The sequence below is a fragment of the Kitasatospora sp. NPDC057738 genome, assembly GCF_042798815.1.
In the GTDB taxonomy this organism is placed as follows: domain Bacteria; phylum Actinomycetota; class Actinomycetes; order Streptomycetales; family Streptomycetaceae; genus Kitasatospora; species Kitasatospora lactacystinica.
On record NZ_JBHVJT010000009.1, the window covers coordinates 64,847 to 79,828 of the forward strand.

Consider the following 14,982-nt stretch of genomic DNA (forward strand, 5'->3'; position numbering starts at 1 on the left):
GTCTCGTACCGGCTCTCGTACGAGGTCTCGTCCTGTGTCTTCCTACGACAAGTATGCCAGTTGGCGCGGAATACCGGTCTGTGCAAATAGTTCGACTCATACCCCGGGCGCTCTCCCCTGCCGGCCTGCCGTGGAAGTCCCCTCACCCCTCCCCGGACCAGGCCGCCGCGCACAAGGCCGTGGCCAGCTCCTCGGTGTAGGAGGCCGCCGCCAGCCAAGCGGCGGCGAAGGCCTCGTGGTCGTCCGTGACGATCCGGCCGAAGACGTCGCGCTGCCGGTTGGCAGCGCAGGCCCGCAGAGCGTCGAGGAGCTCGGCGGCCGTGGCCAGCCCGGCGGCGCGCAGCAGCGCGCGGTCGGCCGCCGCCGAGGCCTCGCTCGGGGCGAGGGCGTGCCGGCCAGTGGTGACCGTCTGCTCGACCCGGCGCCCGAGCACGTGGACGGGCGGGCCGTACGGCGCCGGGGCCGTCGGCCCGTCCGCCGGCCCACCGACCGGGCCGGGCCCCGCGAGGTCGGCGGTCTGGAGGCGTTCGAGGCCGAGATTGACCCGGCCCGCCCGGGCCGCGGGCAGGGCGAGTCGGTCCGGCGTGCCCGGGGGCGTGCCGATCGCGAGTAGGCGCAGCTCCGGACGGTCCGCGCGCTCCAATCGGCCGATCACCCACAGCCGCAGCCCGGGCGCGGTGGCGAGCAGCGCGAGGTTCGCCCGGAACGGCAGGTCGGGGTGTTCGTGCGCCGGGCGCAGGACGATCACCGGACCGCCCGAGCCTCCCGGACCGGCCTCCGCCGGATTGTCCTCTGCCGGGCTGTCCGCGGCCCCCTCGGCCGGGCCGCCCGCCGTGCAGCGCGCCAGCAGCTGCGGCGTCCCGCCCGGGCCGGTGGGGGCGGTACCCAGCAGGGTGACGTCCAGGAACAGCAGGTCGCTCCCGGCCGGGCGGCTCTCGTACGGCTGTTCCTGCGCCGCGAGCGCCCGGGCCACCTGTGCGGGAGCCGGTTCGGACCAGAGCCGGGCGGCCGGCTCCGCCGTCCACGCCGTGCCCGCCGCACGCACCGCCCGTACCGAGGCGCCGGCGCCCAGTCGGCCGCCGGTGGACCTGGTCGCGCCCTGGACGGCCAGCCCGGCCCGGCTCAACTCGCGGTGGCTGAGCGCGGCATCACCCAGGCGGACCGTCCGGTTGCCCGCCCCGACCGCCTGCGGGGCGGCGGCCGACGCGTCGTCGTGCGGCATCACCTCGGCGATCGTGCTCAGGCGCCCGTTGGCATCCACCGCCCAGCTGACCGCGCCCGCGTGCGTCGCCGTCAGCACCGGCTCGGCGAACAGGCCGTAGAGCCGCAGGCCCCCCTCTTCCCGGTAGGCCTGGCGCGCGGTGCCGCGCAACTCGGCAATCGGGGCGACGCCGGCGGCCAGGGCGGTGGTGAGGCCGAGCAGTTCGCGCTGGCCCGCCACCAGATCCACCAGGCGGTGGTCCGGCGCGCCGGAACGCGCTGCCCGGACCCTCGTCGCGACGGTGACCGCCGCCGAGGCCGGGCGGTGCAGGCCCGCGAGGCGTGCCCGGTGGGCGGCGCGCAGCAGCTCGGCCTGGGAGACGGCGCCCGCCCCGCTCACCCCGGCGGCCAGGACGGCGGCCGCGGCCGCGTGGAGGTGGCGGACGGCGGCGAGTTCGACGGTGGTGAGCGGGGCGGGGGCTGGCCAGTCGGCCGGCGCCCCGGGGGTTTCCGGGGCTCCTTCCCGGCCTTCCGCGGCCATCGACCCGGTGCCGCCGTCGGGCGCGGGTCCGGCCCCGGCCACGGCCACGGCCACGGGCCCGGCCTCGGTCTCGGGATCGAGCTCGACCTCAGGCTCGGGCTCGGCCTCGGCGAGCGGGCAGAGGGTGACGGCGGCGGCCCGGTGCACGCAGGCCGGGGCCAGCAGGCAGCCGCAGCGGACGCCGGCCTCCACCACGACCACCCCACCCGGGGCGTGCAGCACCAGCAGCGTCTCCTCGTCCACCTCCACCCGCCACTCGTCGCCCTCCCGGGCCACCGGCCGCTCCGCCAGCTTCGCCGCCGCACCGTCCAGCCGCTTCTGCAGCCGGGCGCTCAGCCCTGCCACCACCTCGGCGACCACCTCGGGCCGCACGCCCGGCCAGTCGCTCGTCCGTGCCGTCGCGCTCATCGCACCTTCTCCCCCACCCAGCGGGCCAGTTCCAGCGGGCTCAACGCCGCCACGGGCATTCCGGCCGCGACCAGTTGGCCCGCGACCGCCTTCGAGTAGCGGGCCGTCCCGGTGTCGTCCAGCGCCGCGCAGCCGAGCAGGTGCACGCCGGAGTCCACCAGCGCCCGGGTCTGGGCCAGCAGCCCGCCGATCGGCCCGCCCTCCTCGAAGTCGCTGACCACCGCGATCAGCGTGCGGGACGGCACCGTCACCAGTTCCCGCGCGTAGCGCAGCCCGCTCGCGATGCTGGTGCCGCCGCCGACCCTCACCTCCAGCAGCAGGCTCAGCGGGTCGTCCACCCGTGCCGTGAGGTCCAGGACCTCGGTGGAGAAGGCCACGAAGTGGGTGCTCAGCGAGGGCACCCCGGCCAGGATCGAGGCCGTCAGTGCGGCCCACACCGTGGAGGCCTCCATCGACCCGGAGACGTCCACGACCAGGATCAGCCGCCAGTCGTTGGCCTGCCGCGCCCTGGTCCGGAAGACCGGGCGCTCGGGCACGATCAGGGTGCCGCCGTCCGGCCCGGGCCGGGCGGTGGCGAGGTTGGCCCGGATGGTCCGGTCCAGGTCCAGCCCGCCGCCCGGGCGGCGGGACGGGCGCGGCACGGCGATCCCGGTCAGCGCCGGGCGCAGCCTGGTGGCCAGCTCCCGGTTCAGCTCGTCCACCAGCCGCCGCACCAGCGGGCGCAGCCGGGCCACCCGGGCCTCGGGCAGACCGCCCGCGTGGTCCAGCACGGTGCGCAGCAGCTCGACGGAGGGGCGGACGGCGGCGGGGTCGATCGTCTCCAGGACGTCGGTACGGCCCTGGGCGACAGCGGCGGCCAGCACCTCCTCGCGCACGCCGGGGCCGAACAGCGACTCCAGCTCCTCGGCCCACTCCCGCACGCCGGGGTACGGGGCCTCGCGGCCTCCCCTGCCGCCCCGGCTGTCCAGGCCCGGGCCGGAGCCCTCGCCGTGGCCGGTGCCGTACAACTCGTCCAGGGCCGTGGCGAGTCGGGCACCGCGACCGGTCAGGCCGCCGTCGCCGGGGCGGCCGAGGAGCAGCCGCCAGCGCTCGGCGGGGGCGAGGGCGCGCGGCGTGGTGGTTGTGGTCGTAACGGCCGCGGCGGTCGTGGAAATCGTGGCGGTCGCGGCGGGGAGCCGGGTGGGAGGCCGCTCCGAGGCCGTGGCCGGCGGCGCGACCGCCGGGATGTCGGCCGCCGCCGGGGGCAGGAGGCCGCGGCGGGCGAGGGCCGCCCGTGCCGCGAGGTCCGCCCGCACCCAGCCGGCGAGCACGGCCGGGCCAGCCTCCTCGGGCAGCGCGGCGAGCCGGGCGCCCAGGCTCTCCTCGACCAGGGCCAGCAGCCGGTCGCGGGCGGCCGGGCTGAGCGTGTCGAACCCGCCGCGCAGGGCGGGCAGCCGGTCCAGGAAGGCGTCGTCGGGCAGCGAGGCAACCCGCTCCAGCAGCGGCTCCAGTGCCTGCGGCGCGGAGTCGAACAGCCCCTCCGCCGCCGTCAGCAGACCGACCAGCGCCCGCCCGAGCGCCTGTCGCGTCTTCGGGCCGGTCGCACCGTCCACCCAGGAGGCGGCCCGGCCGCCCAGCACCTCGGCCGGCTCCTGCCCGAGCAGCACCCGGACCGCACCGGCCGCGCCCCGTACCAACGGGCTCCCCCGCTCGGCGAGTTCGGCCAGCGTGTACGCCAGCCGCACTCCGCCGAGCCGGTCCGCCCGCCGCACCAGCTCGACCAGCGCCCGCGCGTCCTGCGGATCGTCCGACCCGCCCACGCCCTCCAACTGCCGCACGGCGGCAGTGGTGAGCACCTCCCCGGCCGCGGCGAGCCCGGGCCGACCCGCCGGAACGGCGGAGGCGGGGGCGGACGTCTCCCCTCCGGCCGGGGCGTAGCCGGGGAAGTGGCCCGCGGTCAGCCGGTCGACGAGCGCCAGGGCATCGAGGAGGTCGGGCAGGGTGGCGGAGGTGGGGAGGACGGTGGTGAGTTGGGCGAGGCGGGTCTCGGCGAGGGCGGGGAGGGCGCAGGAGGCGGCGGCGGTGAGGCCGTCGATGATCTCGCGCGGGGTCGGCCGGTCGGTGAGGCGGGCGCGCAGGGCGCCCTCGGCGGCCTGCGCGGGGGTGACACCGCGGGTGCCGGCGACGGTGAGCATGGCGGCGCTGGCGGGGGTCCAGTGCAGGCGCCAGCGGGTGCCGAGGGTTTCGGTGCCGCCGGCGCCGGTGGTGGCGACGGACTCGGCATAGGGGACCTCGCAGACGGTGAGCCGGTGCAGGAGGATCTCGCGGCGGCGGTCGAGGTCGCTGCGCAGCGGGTCGAGGCGCAGGTCCCGCGGGCCGGGGTCGGCGGGGCCTGGCAAGCCGAGGCCGGCGAGGAGCGTCTCGACGGCGGGGGCGAGTCCGCTGCGCGGGGCGGCGGGGGTGGGACGGCCGGTGCGGGTACCGACCAGCACCTGTTCGAGGGCGCGGGCGACGGCCCGGCCGCGGCCCAGGGGTTCGCCCTGGGCGAGGACGGTCTGCACCGCTTCGACGAGTTCGCCGCGGCCGGGGGCGGCGTGGCCGCGCAGCCGGGCGAGGTCGCCGGCCAGGCGGACGATCTCGCGGGCGTCGGCCGGGCCGCTGGGGTGGTCCTGGCTGCGCAGGGCGGCGCAGATCCGGACGGCGGTGGTGGTGAGCGCCTCGGCGAGGCGTTCCGGGTCGCCGCCGGCGTCCAGGACGGTGTGCTGCCACTCCGGGTCGCGGATGCCCGCCGGGTAGCCGGAGCGGGCGTCGAGCAGCGGGTAGGTGTACGGGATCAGGGACAGGACGTGCCCGGGGTCGTCCGGGGGCGGCGGCTCCTCGGCGGCGAGGGGACCGTCCAGCAGGGCGGGGGCGTGGAAGGCGCCGATCACGGCGGCGACCCGGCGCCCGCCGGCCGAGGCGTCCTGGATGCGGGCCCGCATCCAGGCCTCGCGGCGCAGGTCGTACGGGTCGACGCCGGGGCCGCGCTCGGCGTCCCGGCGCAGTGCCCAGCCGACCAGCAGGGCGGCGCGCCGGACGGCCTCCGGGGAGGAACCGGGGGCGGCCGTCTCGACCAGACGGTCCCACAGGTCGTCGTCGGCGTCCCGGCCGGTGAGGCGGTGGCGCAGCGCGTCGGCGACGCCGGGCGCTTCCGGGCCCCCGTCGGTGCGCCTCGACTCCCCGGCCCGCTCCCCGGTCCGCTCCGCGGCCCGCGCGCCGGCCCGCGCGGCGGCGCGGTGGGCGAGCGGGAGGTCGCAGGCGATGGCCTCCACGCCGTTGCGCCGGGCCCAGCGCAGGGCGGCGAGTTCCGGGGAGAAGTCGGCGAACGGGTAGAAGGCGGGCCCGGCCGCCTCCTCGGGCCCGGTCGGGGCCGCCGCGAGGGCGACCGGGGCCAGGGTGGCCTCGTCGGCGAGCCGGCCGAGCCAGGGCTGGAACTCGGCGGGCAGCTCGACCAGGACGGCGTCCGGCCGGGCGGCGTCGAGCAGCGCGGGGACGACCGCGCTGAGGGACGGCGCGTGGTGGCGCACGCCGATCAGGTGGGGCCCGGGGCGGCCGGTGCCGGAGGCGGCCAGCCGGTCGGCCTCGGCCCGGACCGTCCGGTCCGCGTCGTCCGGGCGGGGGATCTCCGCGCTGCTCATCGGATCAGGCCTCCAGTGCCGAGCGGAGGTCCCACAGGGTGCGCCAGGTGGCGGCGCCCTGTTCGGCGCGGCGGCGGACCGGGCCGTCCCAGTAGCCGAGCAGCCGGGCCGCGTCGGCCGGCTCGTCCTTGCGGACCACTCCGAGGAGCTGGCCGGGCAGCCGGCCGAGCAGGTCCCCGCCGTCGGGCAGGTAGGCGGCGCTGACGCCGAGCGAGGTGGCGACGGAGACCGCCTCGGCGGTGCTCATCACGGTGGACGGGCGTTCGACGTCCCAGCCCTCGGTGGAGCGGCCGGTGCGCAGGTCGCGGAACGCGGTGACCAGGGCCTCCAGGACGGCGTCGTCCACGGCGTAGGCGGCGCCGGCCCGGGCCACGGCGGCGGTGGACTGGCGGCGGACCAGGTCGACCTCGGCGGCGAGGCTGCCGATCGGGCCGACCGTCTCGAAGTTGAAGCGCCGCTTGAGCGCCGCGGACATCTCGCTGACGCCCTTGTCCCGCAGGTTCGCGGTGGCGATCAGGGTGAAGCCGGCCGCGGCGTGCAGCTGCCCGTCCGGGGTGCCGGCCAGTTCGGGGACGGCGATGCGCCGTTCCGAGAGCAGCGAGACCAGGGCGTCCTGCACCTCGGGCAGGCAGCGGGTGACCTCCTCGACCCGGGCGACCGCGCCGGCGGTCATCGCGGTGAGCACCGGCGAGGGGACGAGGGCCTCGCGGCTGGGCCCCTTGGCGAGCAGCAGGGCGTAGTTCCAGCCGTACTTGAGCTGGTCCTCGGTGGTGCCGGCGGTGCCCTGGACGGTGAGCGCGCTGGTGCCGCAGACGGCGGCGGCGAGCAGCTCGGAGAGCATGGACTTGGCGGTGCCGGGCTCGCCGACGAGCAGCAGGCCGCGCTCCCCGGCGAGGGTGACGACGCAGCGCTCGACCAGGGCGCGCTCGCCGACGAACTTCGGCTCGATGACCAGGCCCTTGCGCCCGGCCTTGAGCTTCTCGCCGCCGCTGCCCATCACGAAGGTGACCACGGCGCGCGGGGTCAGCCGCCAGCCGGGCGGGCGCGGGCCGCTGTCGTGGGCGGCCAGGAACTCCAGTTCGGCGGCGTACTTCTCCTCGGGCGGGACGGTCTGCCGGTCCGCGGCGGCGACGGTGGCAGTCGCGACGGTGGTGGTCGCGCCGGGGTTGGTCTCGGTGGCGGTCATCCGCGGGCCTTCCTGCGCTTGCTGGTCCGGAGCTCTTCGTAACCGGGGGCGTCGCCGTCGACGGTCCGCTGCCAGGCCCGGGCGAACAGCTCGGGGACGGGCAGGGGGACCAGCGCGGGCCGGTGGGTGTGCAGTTCGTACAGGGCGGCCTTCCAGGTCTCGGCCGGCAGTGCCGGCGCCTTGGCCTCCTGCCAGCCGCCGGGCAGGAAGAGGCTGCGGCCGGCCCGGGCCCGCTTGGCCTCCAGCACCAGGCCGGTGGCGGCGAGTTCGGCGCGGGCCTTCTTCAGCCGGGCGGGCTTCCAGCCCGTCCAGCGGGCGGTGTTGCGGTCGGTCGGGTCGGGCAGGGCGAGCAGTTGGAGGTAGAGCGTGGCGGCGTCCTCGCCCAGGTCGTGGGTGCGGGACACCTCGGCGACCAGCTCGGGGACGGACAGCTGCGGGTTCTGCAGCCAGGCGGGGCCCTCGCCGGGGGCCGGCGCCACCGCGGCGGAGGCGGCCAGCCGCTCCGGCTCGCCGCGCAGCACGGACTCGATGGCCAGCCGCTCGGCCTGGTACCAGTAGCTGTTGGAGAGCCCTTCGAGCAGTTCGAGCAGTGGGTCGTCCGGTCCGGTGAGGGCGGCCGGACGCAGCCAGACCCGCTCCGTCTCCTCGTGGTACGGCGTCAGGACGAGTGCCGGTCCGCAGTGGACCAGCCCGTCCCGGTCGCCGCCGCCCTCGGCGGGCAGGCCGAAGTGGGTGCGCAGGACGGCGGACAGCGAGGTGCCCTTGGGGGTGCGCACCAGGTCGAAGTCGAGCAGCAGCTCAGGGTCGGCCAGGCGGTCGCGCAGCGCCTCGGCGGCCGTGGGCAGCAGCGGACGCAGCGGACTGTCGGCGGGCAGGTGGTAGGCGAGCCAGCGCAGTGCGGCGATGGTGGAGCTCAGCGCGCTCCTCTCGGGGACGGCGGACTCGTCCTCGGGTGCCAGCCGCGGTCCGGCTCCGCCCACGTCGATGAACCGGAAGCCGGTGCGGCCGGTCAGCCACGGGGTGTGGGCGGGGTTGAGCACCGCCTCGACGGTGTCGATGGACACGCCCTGGACGGTGGCCAGTGCCTCCTCGGGGAGGGTGACGAGGCGTCCGAAGCGCCGGATCCACTCCTCGGCCCCGGCGGCGAGGTCGGGGCCGTCGGTCCACAGGGTCTTCGGGTCCGCGGGCAGCAGGGCGCCCCAGACGGCGGCGAGACCGGTGTGGTCGTGTCCGCGCAGCCACGTCCGGGCGGCCTTGACATCGGCGGCCTTGAGCCCGAGTTCGGCGGGCACGGCGATGTCGTTCCAGTACAGCAGGCCGGACGGCGGGCTGAGCAGCAGCGCGGAGCGGGCGGTGCCGATGCCGGTGAGCCCGCTGAAGGCCTCGGCCCCGGCCCGGTCGTACGGGACGGCGCCGCGCAGGGCGGCGACCCGACAGAACTTGGCGACCCAGGCGGCGTCGACCAGTTCCCCGGTGTCGCGCTCCTCGACCGTGGTGAAGTGCGCGACGGGCCCGAACTCCCCGCTCGGGTCGTGGTCGACGGCGAGCCAGTGCACCCAGCCGTCGGCGGACTGCCGCTGGTGGCCGATGATGACGACGGTGCGGCCACCGTGCCGCAGCACCTCGCCCTCGCGGGGCGTGACCGGCCGGGTGCCGGTGGCGTTCGGCGCCGCCGGCACCTGCTCGGCGAGGACGATCTCGCGCAGGGTGGCGCCGCGGTCGGCCAGCGGGCCCCTGGTCAGCTCGCCGAGCAGCAGGACCAGCGAGGAGCGGTGGGCCGGGTCGGTGAACGGCGAGGCCACCGCGTGGGCCAGCGCGTGGACCCGGCCGAGCAGTTGAAGCCAGCCGTAGCTGACACTGCCGTTGCGCAGGGTGACGGTGACGGGGGTGCTCCAGCCCTCGCCGTCGGCGGCGGGCGGGGCGGCCAGCACCCCGGTGACGGCACGCAGGTTGTTGAGCACCCACCAGTGCGCGGCGGAGCCCCAGTTGTTGCCGAAGCCACCGATCTCGGGCAGCACGGCGCGCACGGCGTCGCGCAGTTCGTGGTCGCGCCCGTGCTCGGGCTGCCACTCGGTGTTCTGCTTCGTGCTCGGGCGCTCGGCCTCCGGCTGCGGGGCGAACCGGGCGATCCGGTCCAGCAGGTCGGCGGCGAGGCGGGCGAGGCCGGCGACGCCGGCCAGCAGCCGCTGGTCCGCGATGCCGGGCAGGATCGCGCCGACCTCCGGGACGGGCAGGGTGCGCGGGGTGCGCCGGGCGAGCGGACGGCGCACGCCCTGGACGGTGAGCCAGCACTGCTCGTCCTCGGGGACCGGCTCGGTGTCGGTCGGCCAGGCGGCGTCGATCAGCCGGGCGGCCTGCTCGGAGGTGACGCCGCGCAGCACCGTGGAGCCGGCCTCGTCACGCGGGCGCAGGGCGTGCCAGTGCGGGAACGGCGGAACGAGCGGGGTGCCGGCGGCGGAGAGCTCACCGGCGTGGCAGGGGTGCAGGTCGACGGTGCGGTCGGCGCGGTCGGTGAGGTCGGGCAGGTTGAGCGAGAAGTGCTCGCCGGAGGTGTGGCTGACCACCGGGGCGGCCGCGCCCGGCAGGGCGAGCCGGCCGACCGGGACGGTGTCCGACCGGTGTCCGGACAGCGGCAGCACGATGCGCTGCCCGTCGGCCGTGAAGGTGGTGACGGCCTTGTGGGGCTCGACCCTGGCCCAGCTGCCGAGCACGGTGCCGTCGGTGCCGAGCGGGGTCCGCTCCAGGCCGGGCTGCAGCGGCAGCAGCCAGGTGCTCTTCCGGACGAGCCGGCCGGCCTGGGCGGTGGCGGCGATCACCGGCGGTTCGGCGGCGCGGCCGAGGGCGCCGGTGGCCGGGTCGAGTTCGCGCAGGACGGCCTCGCCGTCGGAGGCGTGGCGCACCGTCCAGTAGCCGGTGCCGTCGCCGAGGACGGGGTGCTCGTCGGGCATCCGGGTGTCGCCGGCGTGCAGCGGGCGCTCGCCGGTGGTGCGGCCACCGCCGGGCAGCTGGAGCGAGGGCGGCTCGGGTTCGCGGTCGCCGTAGTAGTAGCCGGCGATGGTCTCGCCCTCCAGCTCGAACCGCTCGTCCGGGCGGCTCGACCAGTAGGCGAGCTGCTTGCCCTCGTGGGACCAGACGACCAGCAGTTCGCCGTCGACCAGGCGCAGCCGGATCCGGTTGCGCTGGTGCAGCTCCTCGGGCAGCCGGAGGGTGTGCTCCAGCACGATGCCCTCCGGGCCGACCACGACGGCCCGGTCGAGGCGGGCGAGGATCAGGTGCGGCCAGGCGTCCTCGACGACCAGGCCGCTCAGGCCCGCGCCGCCCAGGCTGGGGACGGGGTGCTGCGGGGCGTCGTCGGCGGGCGGGTCCGCGATCTTGCCGAGTGCCTCCTCCAGGGCCGGCCAGCCGAGTTCGTCCAGGATGCCGGCCCGGAGGGCGTCGGTGAGCAGCGCGGCGACGTCGAGGGCGGCGACCCGGTCGGCGACGGCCGGCGCGACCGTCCGGACGGCGGTGCGGTGCTGGGCGAACGCGCGGACCAGGTCGGCGGCGGCGGCCAGGCCGCGGGCGGCGAACAGCTCCTCGGAGCGCTCCTCGGCCCACTCGGCGAACAGCTCGTTCAGCAGCGGCAGGGCGGGCACCTCGCGCTCGGCGGCCGTCTTCCAGGCGGCCGGGGCGGCTCGGCGCAGCAGCGGCCGGTAGCGCTCGTCGGCGCCGACGGCGGTGAGGGCGGGACTGTCGGGGCCGCACTCCGAGACCCAGTCGTGCAGCTCGATGCCGAGGCCGTCCGGCGGACCGGCCACCGGCACGCCTTCGGTGAGCAGCAGGTCCAGCAGGTCGATCCTGGTCCGGCTGGCGCGGATGCCGGTGTGGAGGTCCACGGGGACGGCGTCGGCCTTGAGCCGCTCGACCATCCGGCGGGCCAGCGCGAGGGTGTCCGGGCAGCTGGGCCGGCTGCGCCAGCCGCGGCCGTGGTGGTTGCACCAGCGCTGCAGCCAGGCGGCGGCCGGTTCGGCGCCCTCGGGGCGGGGGCCGGTGAGCAGGTCCTCGGCGCCGGTCTCGGCGAGCAGCGCCAGCCAGGCGGTGTCGTGCGCGGCCGGTTCGGAGGAGGACGGGTCGGGCAGCAGTTCCAGCAGGCGGGTGCGGACCGCCCCGTCGCTGCGGCCGAGCTCGACCAGCGCGCCGTGCCAGGACTTCCAGAACGCGGCGGGCGCCCGCGTGACCGCCGGGGAGTCCAGCAGCTCGGCGAGCAGCGCGCGTTCGTGCTCGGCGCGGTCCAGCCCGGCGGCCTTGATCAGCGCGCGGGCGTCCTCGGCGACCCCGGCGTACGGGGCCATGCCCGCCGCGGAGCGCTCGGTGCACAGCTGGCGGAAGCGCTGCCAGGCGGTCAGCGGGTCGAGCCGCTGGGCGAGCTCCTTGACGTACTGGCGCAGGGACTTGACGGTGAGCGCGCCGGCCAGGGCGAACTCCAGGAAGACGGCGCGCAGCCGCTCCTCGTCCACCGCCAGGCCGTGGGTGCGCTCGGCCTCGCGGGCCTTGCCGAACCATGCGGCGGCGTAGGTCCGGTTCTCGTGGCGCAGGAAGATCCGGCCGACCTCCTCGCAGAAGGTGGGCAGGAAGTGCGGGACGGCCCGGCCGAGGCGGACGGACAGCTCGTCGAAGCCGTCCTTGGCGGCGCCGGGCTTGGAGGCGGCCTGGCGGGCGAGCCGCTCCAGCTCCTTGACCAGGGCGAGCGCGTGGTGTCCGTTGGCCGGGTCGTGGACCAGGGCCCAGGCGGGGAAGCCGAGCGCCTCCTGGCGGACCTGGCCGACCTCGGCGGGCGCGGCCTCCGGCGCCAGGCCGAGGAAGTCGAGGGCGAGGTCCTCGGCCGGGCCGAGCGCCCCGGGGACGAGCCGGACGATCCGGCGCCCTTCGAGCGCGGGGTGGGTGTAGCCGCGGGCGGTGAGGACGTCGGCGGCGCTGTCGGGGCGGCCGGCCCCGGGCAGGGTGCCGGGCGGGAGCACGGCCCCGGCGTCGAGCAGTTCCTCAGGCGTCGCGGTGGTCGGGTGCGCGGTGGTCGGGTGCGCGGTGGCGGTCATGCGGCTTCCTCCCCCTGGATCGTGCGGCCGGCGTACAGGGCGGCGGCCATCCGCATGCCCTCGGACCAGGCGACCGGTCCGACCTCGGTGAGCGGCAGGGCACGGCCGTCGGGGCCGGCCCAGCTGAGCGCGCCGGTCTCGCACGCGTCGTACTCGTAGTAGTCGCCGACCCAGACCCGGGCCTCGACGGTGCGCCCGCCCTCGGTGACCGGCTGGACGGCGGAGCCGCCGCGGACCCGGCAGCCGAGCCGGGTGCAGCGCCCGACCAGCTCGCGCAGCTCCCGGTAGCGACCGCCGGCGTAGGTGGTGACCTCGCTGTCCGCCGGCAGCTCCGCGGGCCGGTGCCAGACCTCGCGGTAGAGCTGCTGGACACGCTGGGAGACGCCGAGTTCGACGGCGAACTCGCGCAGCTCGTCGAGGTCCTGGAGCAGGACGGGGTGCGGTATCAGCACCTCGCCGTCGGTGAGGCGCACGGTGTCGCCGTCCAGGTCGACCAGGCCGAGGCCGCGCTCGGCGTCGACGCCGCGCAGGAAGCCGGCCACGGAGCCGTCCGTGGTGGTGACCACGAGGTCCTTCAGGACGCCCTGCCAGGCCTCGTCCGGCCACACGGCGGTGAGCACGGCGGCGGGCACCGGCAGCGAGCGGACCATCCAGCGCTCGACGTCCTCCAGGCAGCGGCGCTCGTGCGCGGCCAGCCACTCGGCGAGCTGCTTGAGCTGGACGACCACGCGGTCGTCACCGAGCTTCGACGGCAGGGACTTGAGGTCGCGCCCCGCCGCGTTGCGGCACGCCACCCTGCCCTCCCCGTCGAGCGCGACGCGGTACCCTCCCGCGTCCGTCTCCACCCATGCCACGGCCGTACTCCTCCCACCGGGAAACACATGTCGATCGCCTGCTGACCAGCGATGCGAGGAACGTAGCGAGGCCCACTGACAACGCGACGGGCGGGGTGAACTCGGGCCGTGACATGCAAAGTTCAAACCACTCGAACGAGTGATCGAGGAGGCGAAAAAAGCGGGGCGGCTGCTCGAAAGCAGCCGCCCCGCCCGTCCCTCCGCCCCGCCCGCCCCTCCACCCCGTCAGACCGACGGCGCCCGGGGCACGATCACCGGCGCACCGTCGCCCGGCGCCGCGAGCACATGGCTGTCGATGTCGTACAGCGCCCGCACCAGCGGCGCGTCCACCACCTCGCGCGGCGGCCCGCAGGCCACCACCGCGCCGTCCCGCAGCGCGACCAGCAGGTCCGCGTAGCGGGCGGCCGCCGCGAGGTCGTGCAGCACCATGACCACCGTCCGCCCGCCCGCCGCGACCCGGCGGACCAGCTCCAGCACCTCCACCGCGTGCCCGAGGTCGAGCGCGCTGGTCGGCTCGTCGAGCAGGACCACCGGGGTGTCCTGGGCGAGCACCATGGCGAGCCAGCAGCGCTGGCGCTGGCCGCCGGAGAGCCGGTCGAGGCGACGGTCGGCGAGGTCCTCCACACCGGTGGCGCGCAGGGCCTCGGCGGTCAGCCGCTCGTCCTCCGCCGACCACTGGCGGAACAGCCCCTGGTGCGGATGGCGGCCGTAGCGGACCAGCCCGGCGACGGTCACCGCCTCCGGGGCCTGCGGACTCTGCGGCAGCAGCGCGACCCGGTGGGCGGCCTGGCGCGGGCGCAGCCGCCACACGTCCTCGCCGCCCACCAGGACCCGCCCGCCGTCCGGGCGGTGCAGCCTCGCGACGGACCGCAGCAGGGTGGACTTCCCGCAGCCGTTCGGGCCGACCACCGCCACCACCTGTCCGGCCGGGACGGTGAGGTCGACGCCGCCGAGCACCGGGCGCCCCGGCCCGTAGCCGGCGCTGAGCCCTTGGATGGTCAACTCCATGGCAGTCCCCCTGGTTCGACGTGCGCTCAGTTGCCGCCGAGTGCCTTGGCGAAGTCGCCGATGACGACGTCGGCGGCGAGCGGGCCGCCCCGGGTGGACCAGACCGAGCCGTCCACGGTGACGGCGTGGTTGTTCTTCACCGCGCCCAACTCCTGGTAGGCGGGCTTGGACTGGACGTCCTTGAGCGCGGCCTTGCCGTCGTCGGTCAGGGTGGACAGGAACAGCCAGTCGCCGTCGATCTCGTTGAGCTTCTCCAGGCTGAGCGCCGGGCTGTGCGCGTTGCCGTCCTTGTCCTGCGCGGCCGGGCGGGTCAGGCCCATGTCCAGGGCGACGCCGCCGGCGAACTGCTTCTTCTCCATCCAGCTCGGGCCGGTCGGGTTCCAGCGCACGATGGAGACGGCGGCACCCTTGTTCTTGGTGAGCTCGGCGCCCGCCTTGGCGGCCTTGGCGTCGTAGTCGCCGATCACCTTGTTGGCCTGGTCGAGCTTGTTGACGGCGTTGCCGATGCCGCGGAAGGCGAGCTTCCAGTCGTCCGTGGGCGCCATGGTGACCAGCGTGGCGGGGGTGATCTCGCGCAGCTGCTTGAGCACCTGCTCGTCCTGCATGTCGCCGGCCAGGATCAGGTCGGGCTTGGCGGCGATCACCTTGTCCATCACGGGCTGGAGCAGGTTCCCGACCACCGGGATCCCCTGCACCTTGTCCTTGAGGTACGCGGGCGGCTCGGCCAGTCCCTGGCCGTTGGTGATGCCGACCGGCTTGACGCCCAGGGCGAGCACCGCGTCCAGGTCCTCCTGGGTGAGGGTGACGATCCGCTTGGGCTCGGCGGGGACCTCGACGGCCTTGCCGGTGGCGTCCTTGACGGTGCGCTTGCCGCCGGCCGCGTCCGTCGCCGGGGAGGCGGCCGCGGAGGAGCCCGAGGACGAGGAGGAGGACGAGGACCCGGAGGAGCCGCAGCCGGTGAGCAGGAGCGCGGCCGCCCCGGAGACGGCCAGCGCCTGGGCCGCACGGCGGCGGACGGGGCTGAGCGGGCGACGGGCGAACGGCATGGGTGCCTCCG

7 protein-coding genes are annotated in these 14,982 nt (G+C 76.7%); all 7 read right to left on the reverse strand.

Features of this window, described 5'->3' with window-relative positions; all coding sequences use genetic code 11:
• Positions 1-142: 142 nt before the first annotated feature.
• The 7 genes from ACFVGO_RS07195 to ACFVGO_RS07225 all read right to left on the reverse strand — a co-directional run bounded on the left by ACFVGO_RS07195 (position 143) and on the right by ACFVGO_RS07225 (position 14,971).
• Positions 143-2,149, reverse strand: coding sequence for a hypothetical protein (locus ACFVGO_RS07195; RefSeq protein ID WP_380631018.1), 2,007 nt, complete (start codon positions 2,147-2,149; stop codon positions 143-145).
• Positions 2,146-5,805, reverse strand: a complete 3,660-nt coding sequence (locus ACFVGO_RS07200) for a DUF5682 family protein (RefSeq protein WP_380631019.1) — start codon at positions 5,803-5,805, stop codon at positions 2,146-2,148. Before ACFVGO_RS07200 ends, ACFVGO_RS07195 begins: the two co-directional genes overlap by 4 nt.
• Positions 5,806-5,809: 4 nt before the next feature.
• Positions 5,810-6,991: an AAA family ATPase gene (locus ACFVGO_RS07205; RefSeq protein ID WP_380631020.1), complete on the reverse strand. Its 1,182-nt coding sequence runs from the start codon at positions 6,989-6,991 to the stop codon at positions 5,810-5,812.
• Positions 6,988-12,063 (reverse strand): hypothetical protein, encoded by a 5,076-nt coding sequence (locus tag ACFVGO_RS07210; protein WP_380631021.1) that lies wholly within the window; start codon positions 12,061-12,063, stop codon positions 6,988-6,990. The genes ACFVGO_RS07205 and ACFVGO_RS07210 overlap by 4 nt, the downstream gene beginning before the upstream one ends.
• Positions 12,060-12,917, reverse strand: a complete 858-nt coding sequence (locus ACFVGO_RS07215) for a DUF4132 domain-containing protein (RefSeq protein ID WP_380348398.1) — start codon at positions 12,915-12,917, stop codon at positions 12,060-12,062. The genes ACFVGO_RS07210 and ACFVGO_RS07215 overlap by 4 nt, the downstream gene beginning before the upstream one ends.
• 225 nt (positions 12,918-13,142) lie before the next feature.
• Entirely contained in the window at positions 13,143-13,925 is a 783-nt protein-coding gene (locus tag ACFVGO_RS07220) for an ABC transporter ATP-binding protein (protein WP_380537831.1), read from the reverse strand.
• Positions 13,926-13,951: 26 nt separating this feature from the next.
• Positions 13,952-14,971, reverse strand: coding sequence for an ABC transporter substrate-binding protein (locus ACFVGO_RS07225; RefSeq protein ID WP_380631022.1), 1,020 nt, complete (start codon positions 14,969-14,971; stop codon positions 13,952-13,954).
• Between the last annotated feature and the right edge of the window lie 11 nt (positions 14,972-14,982).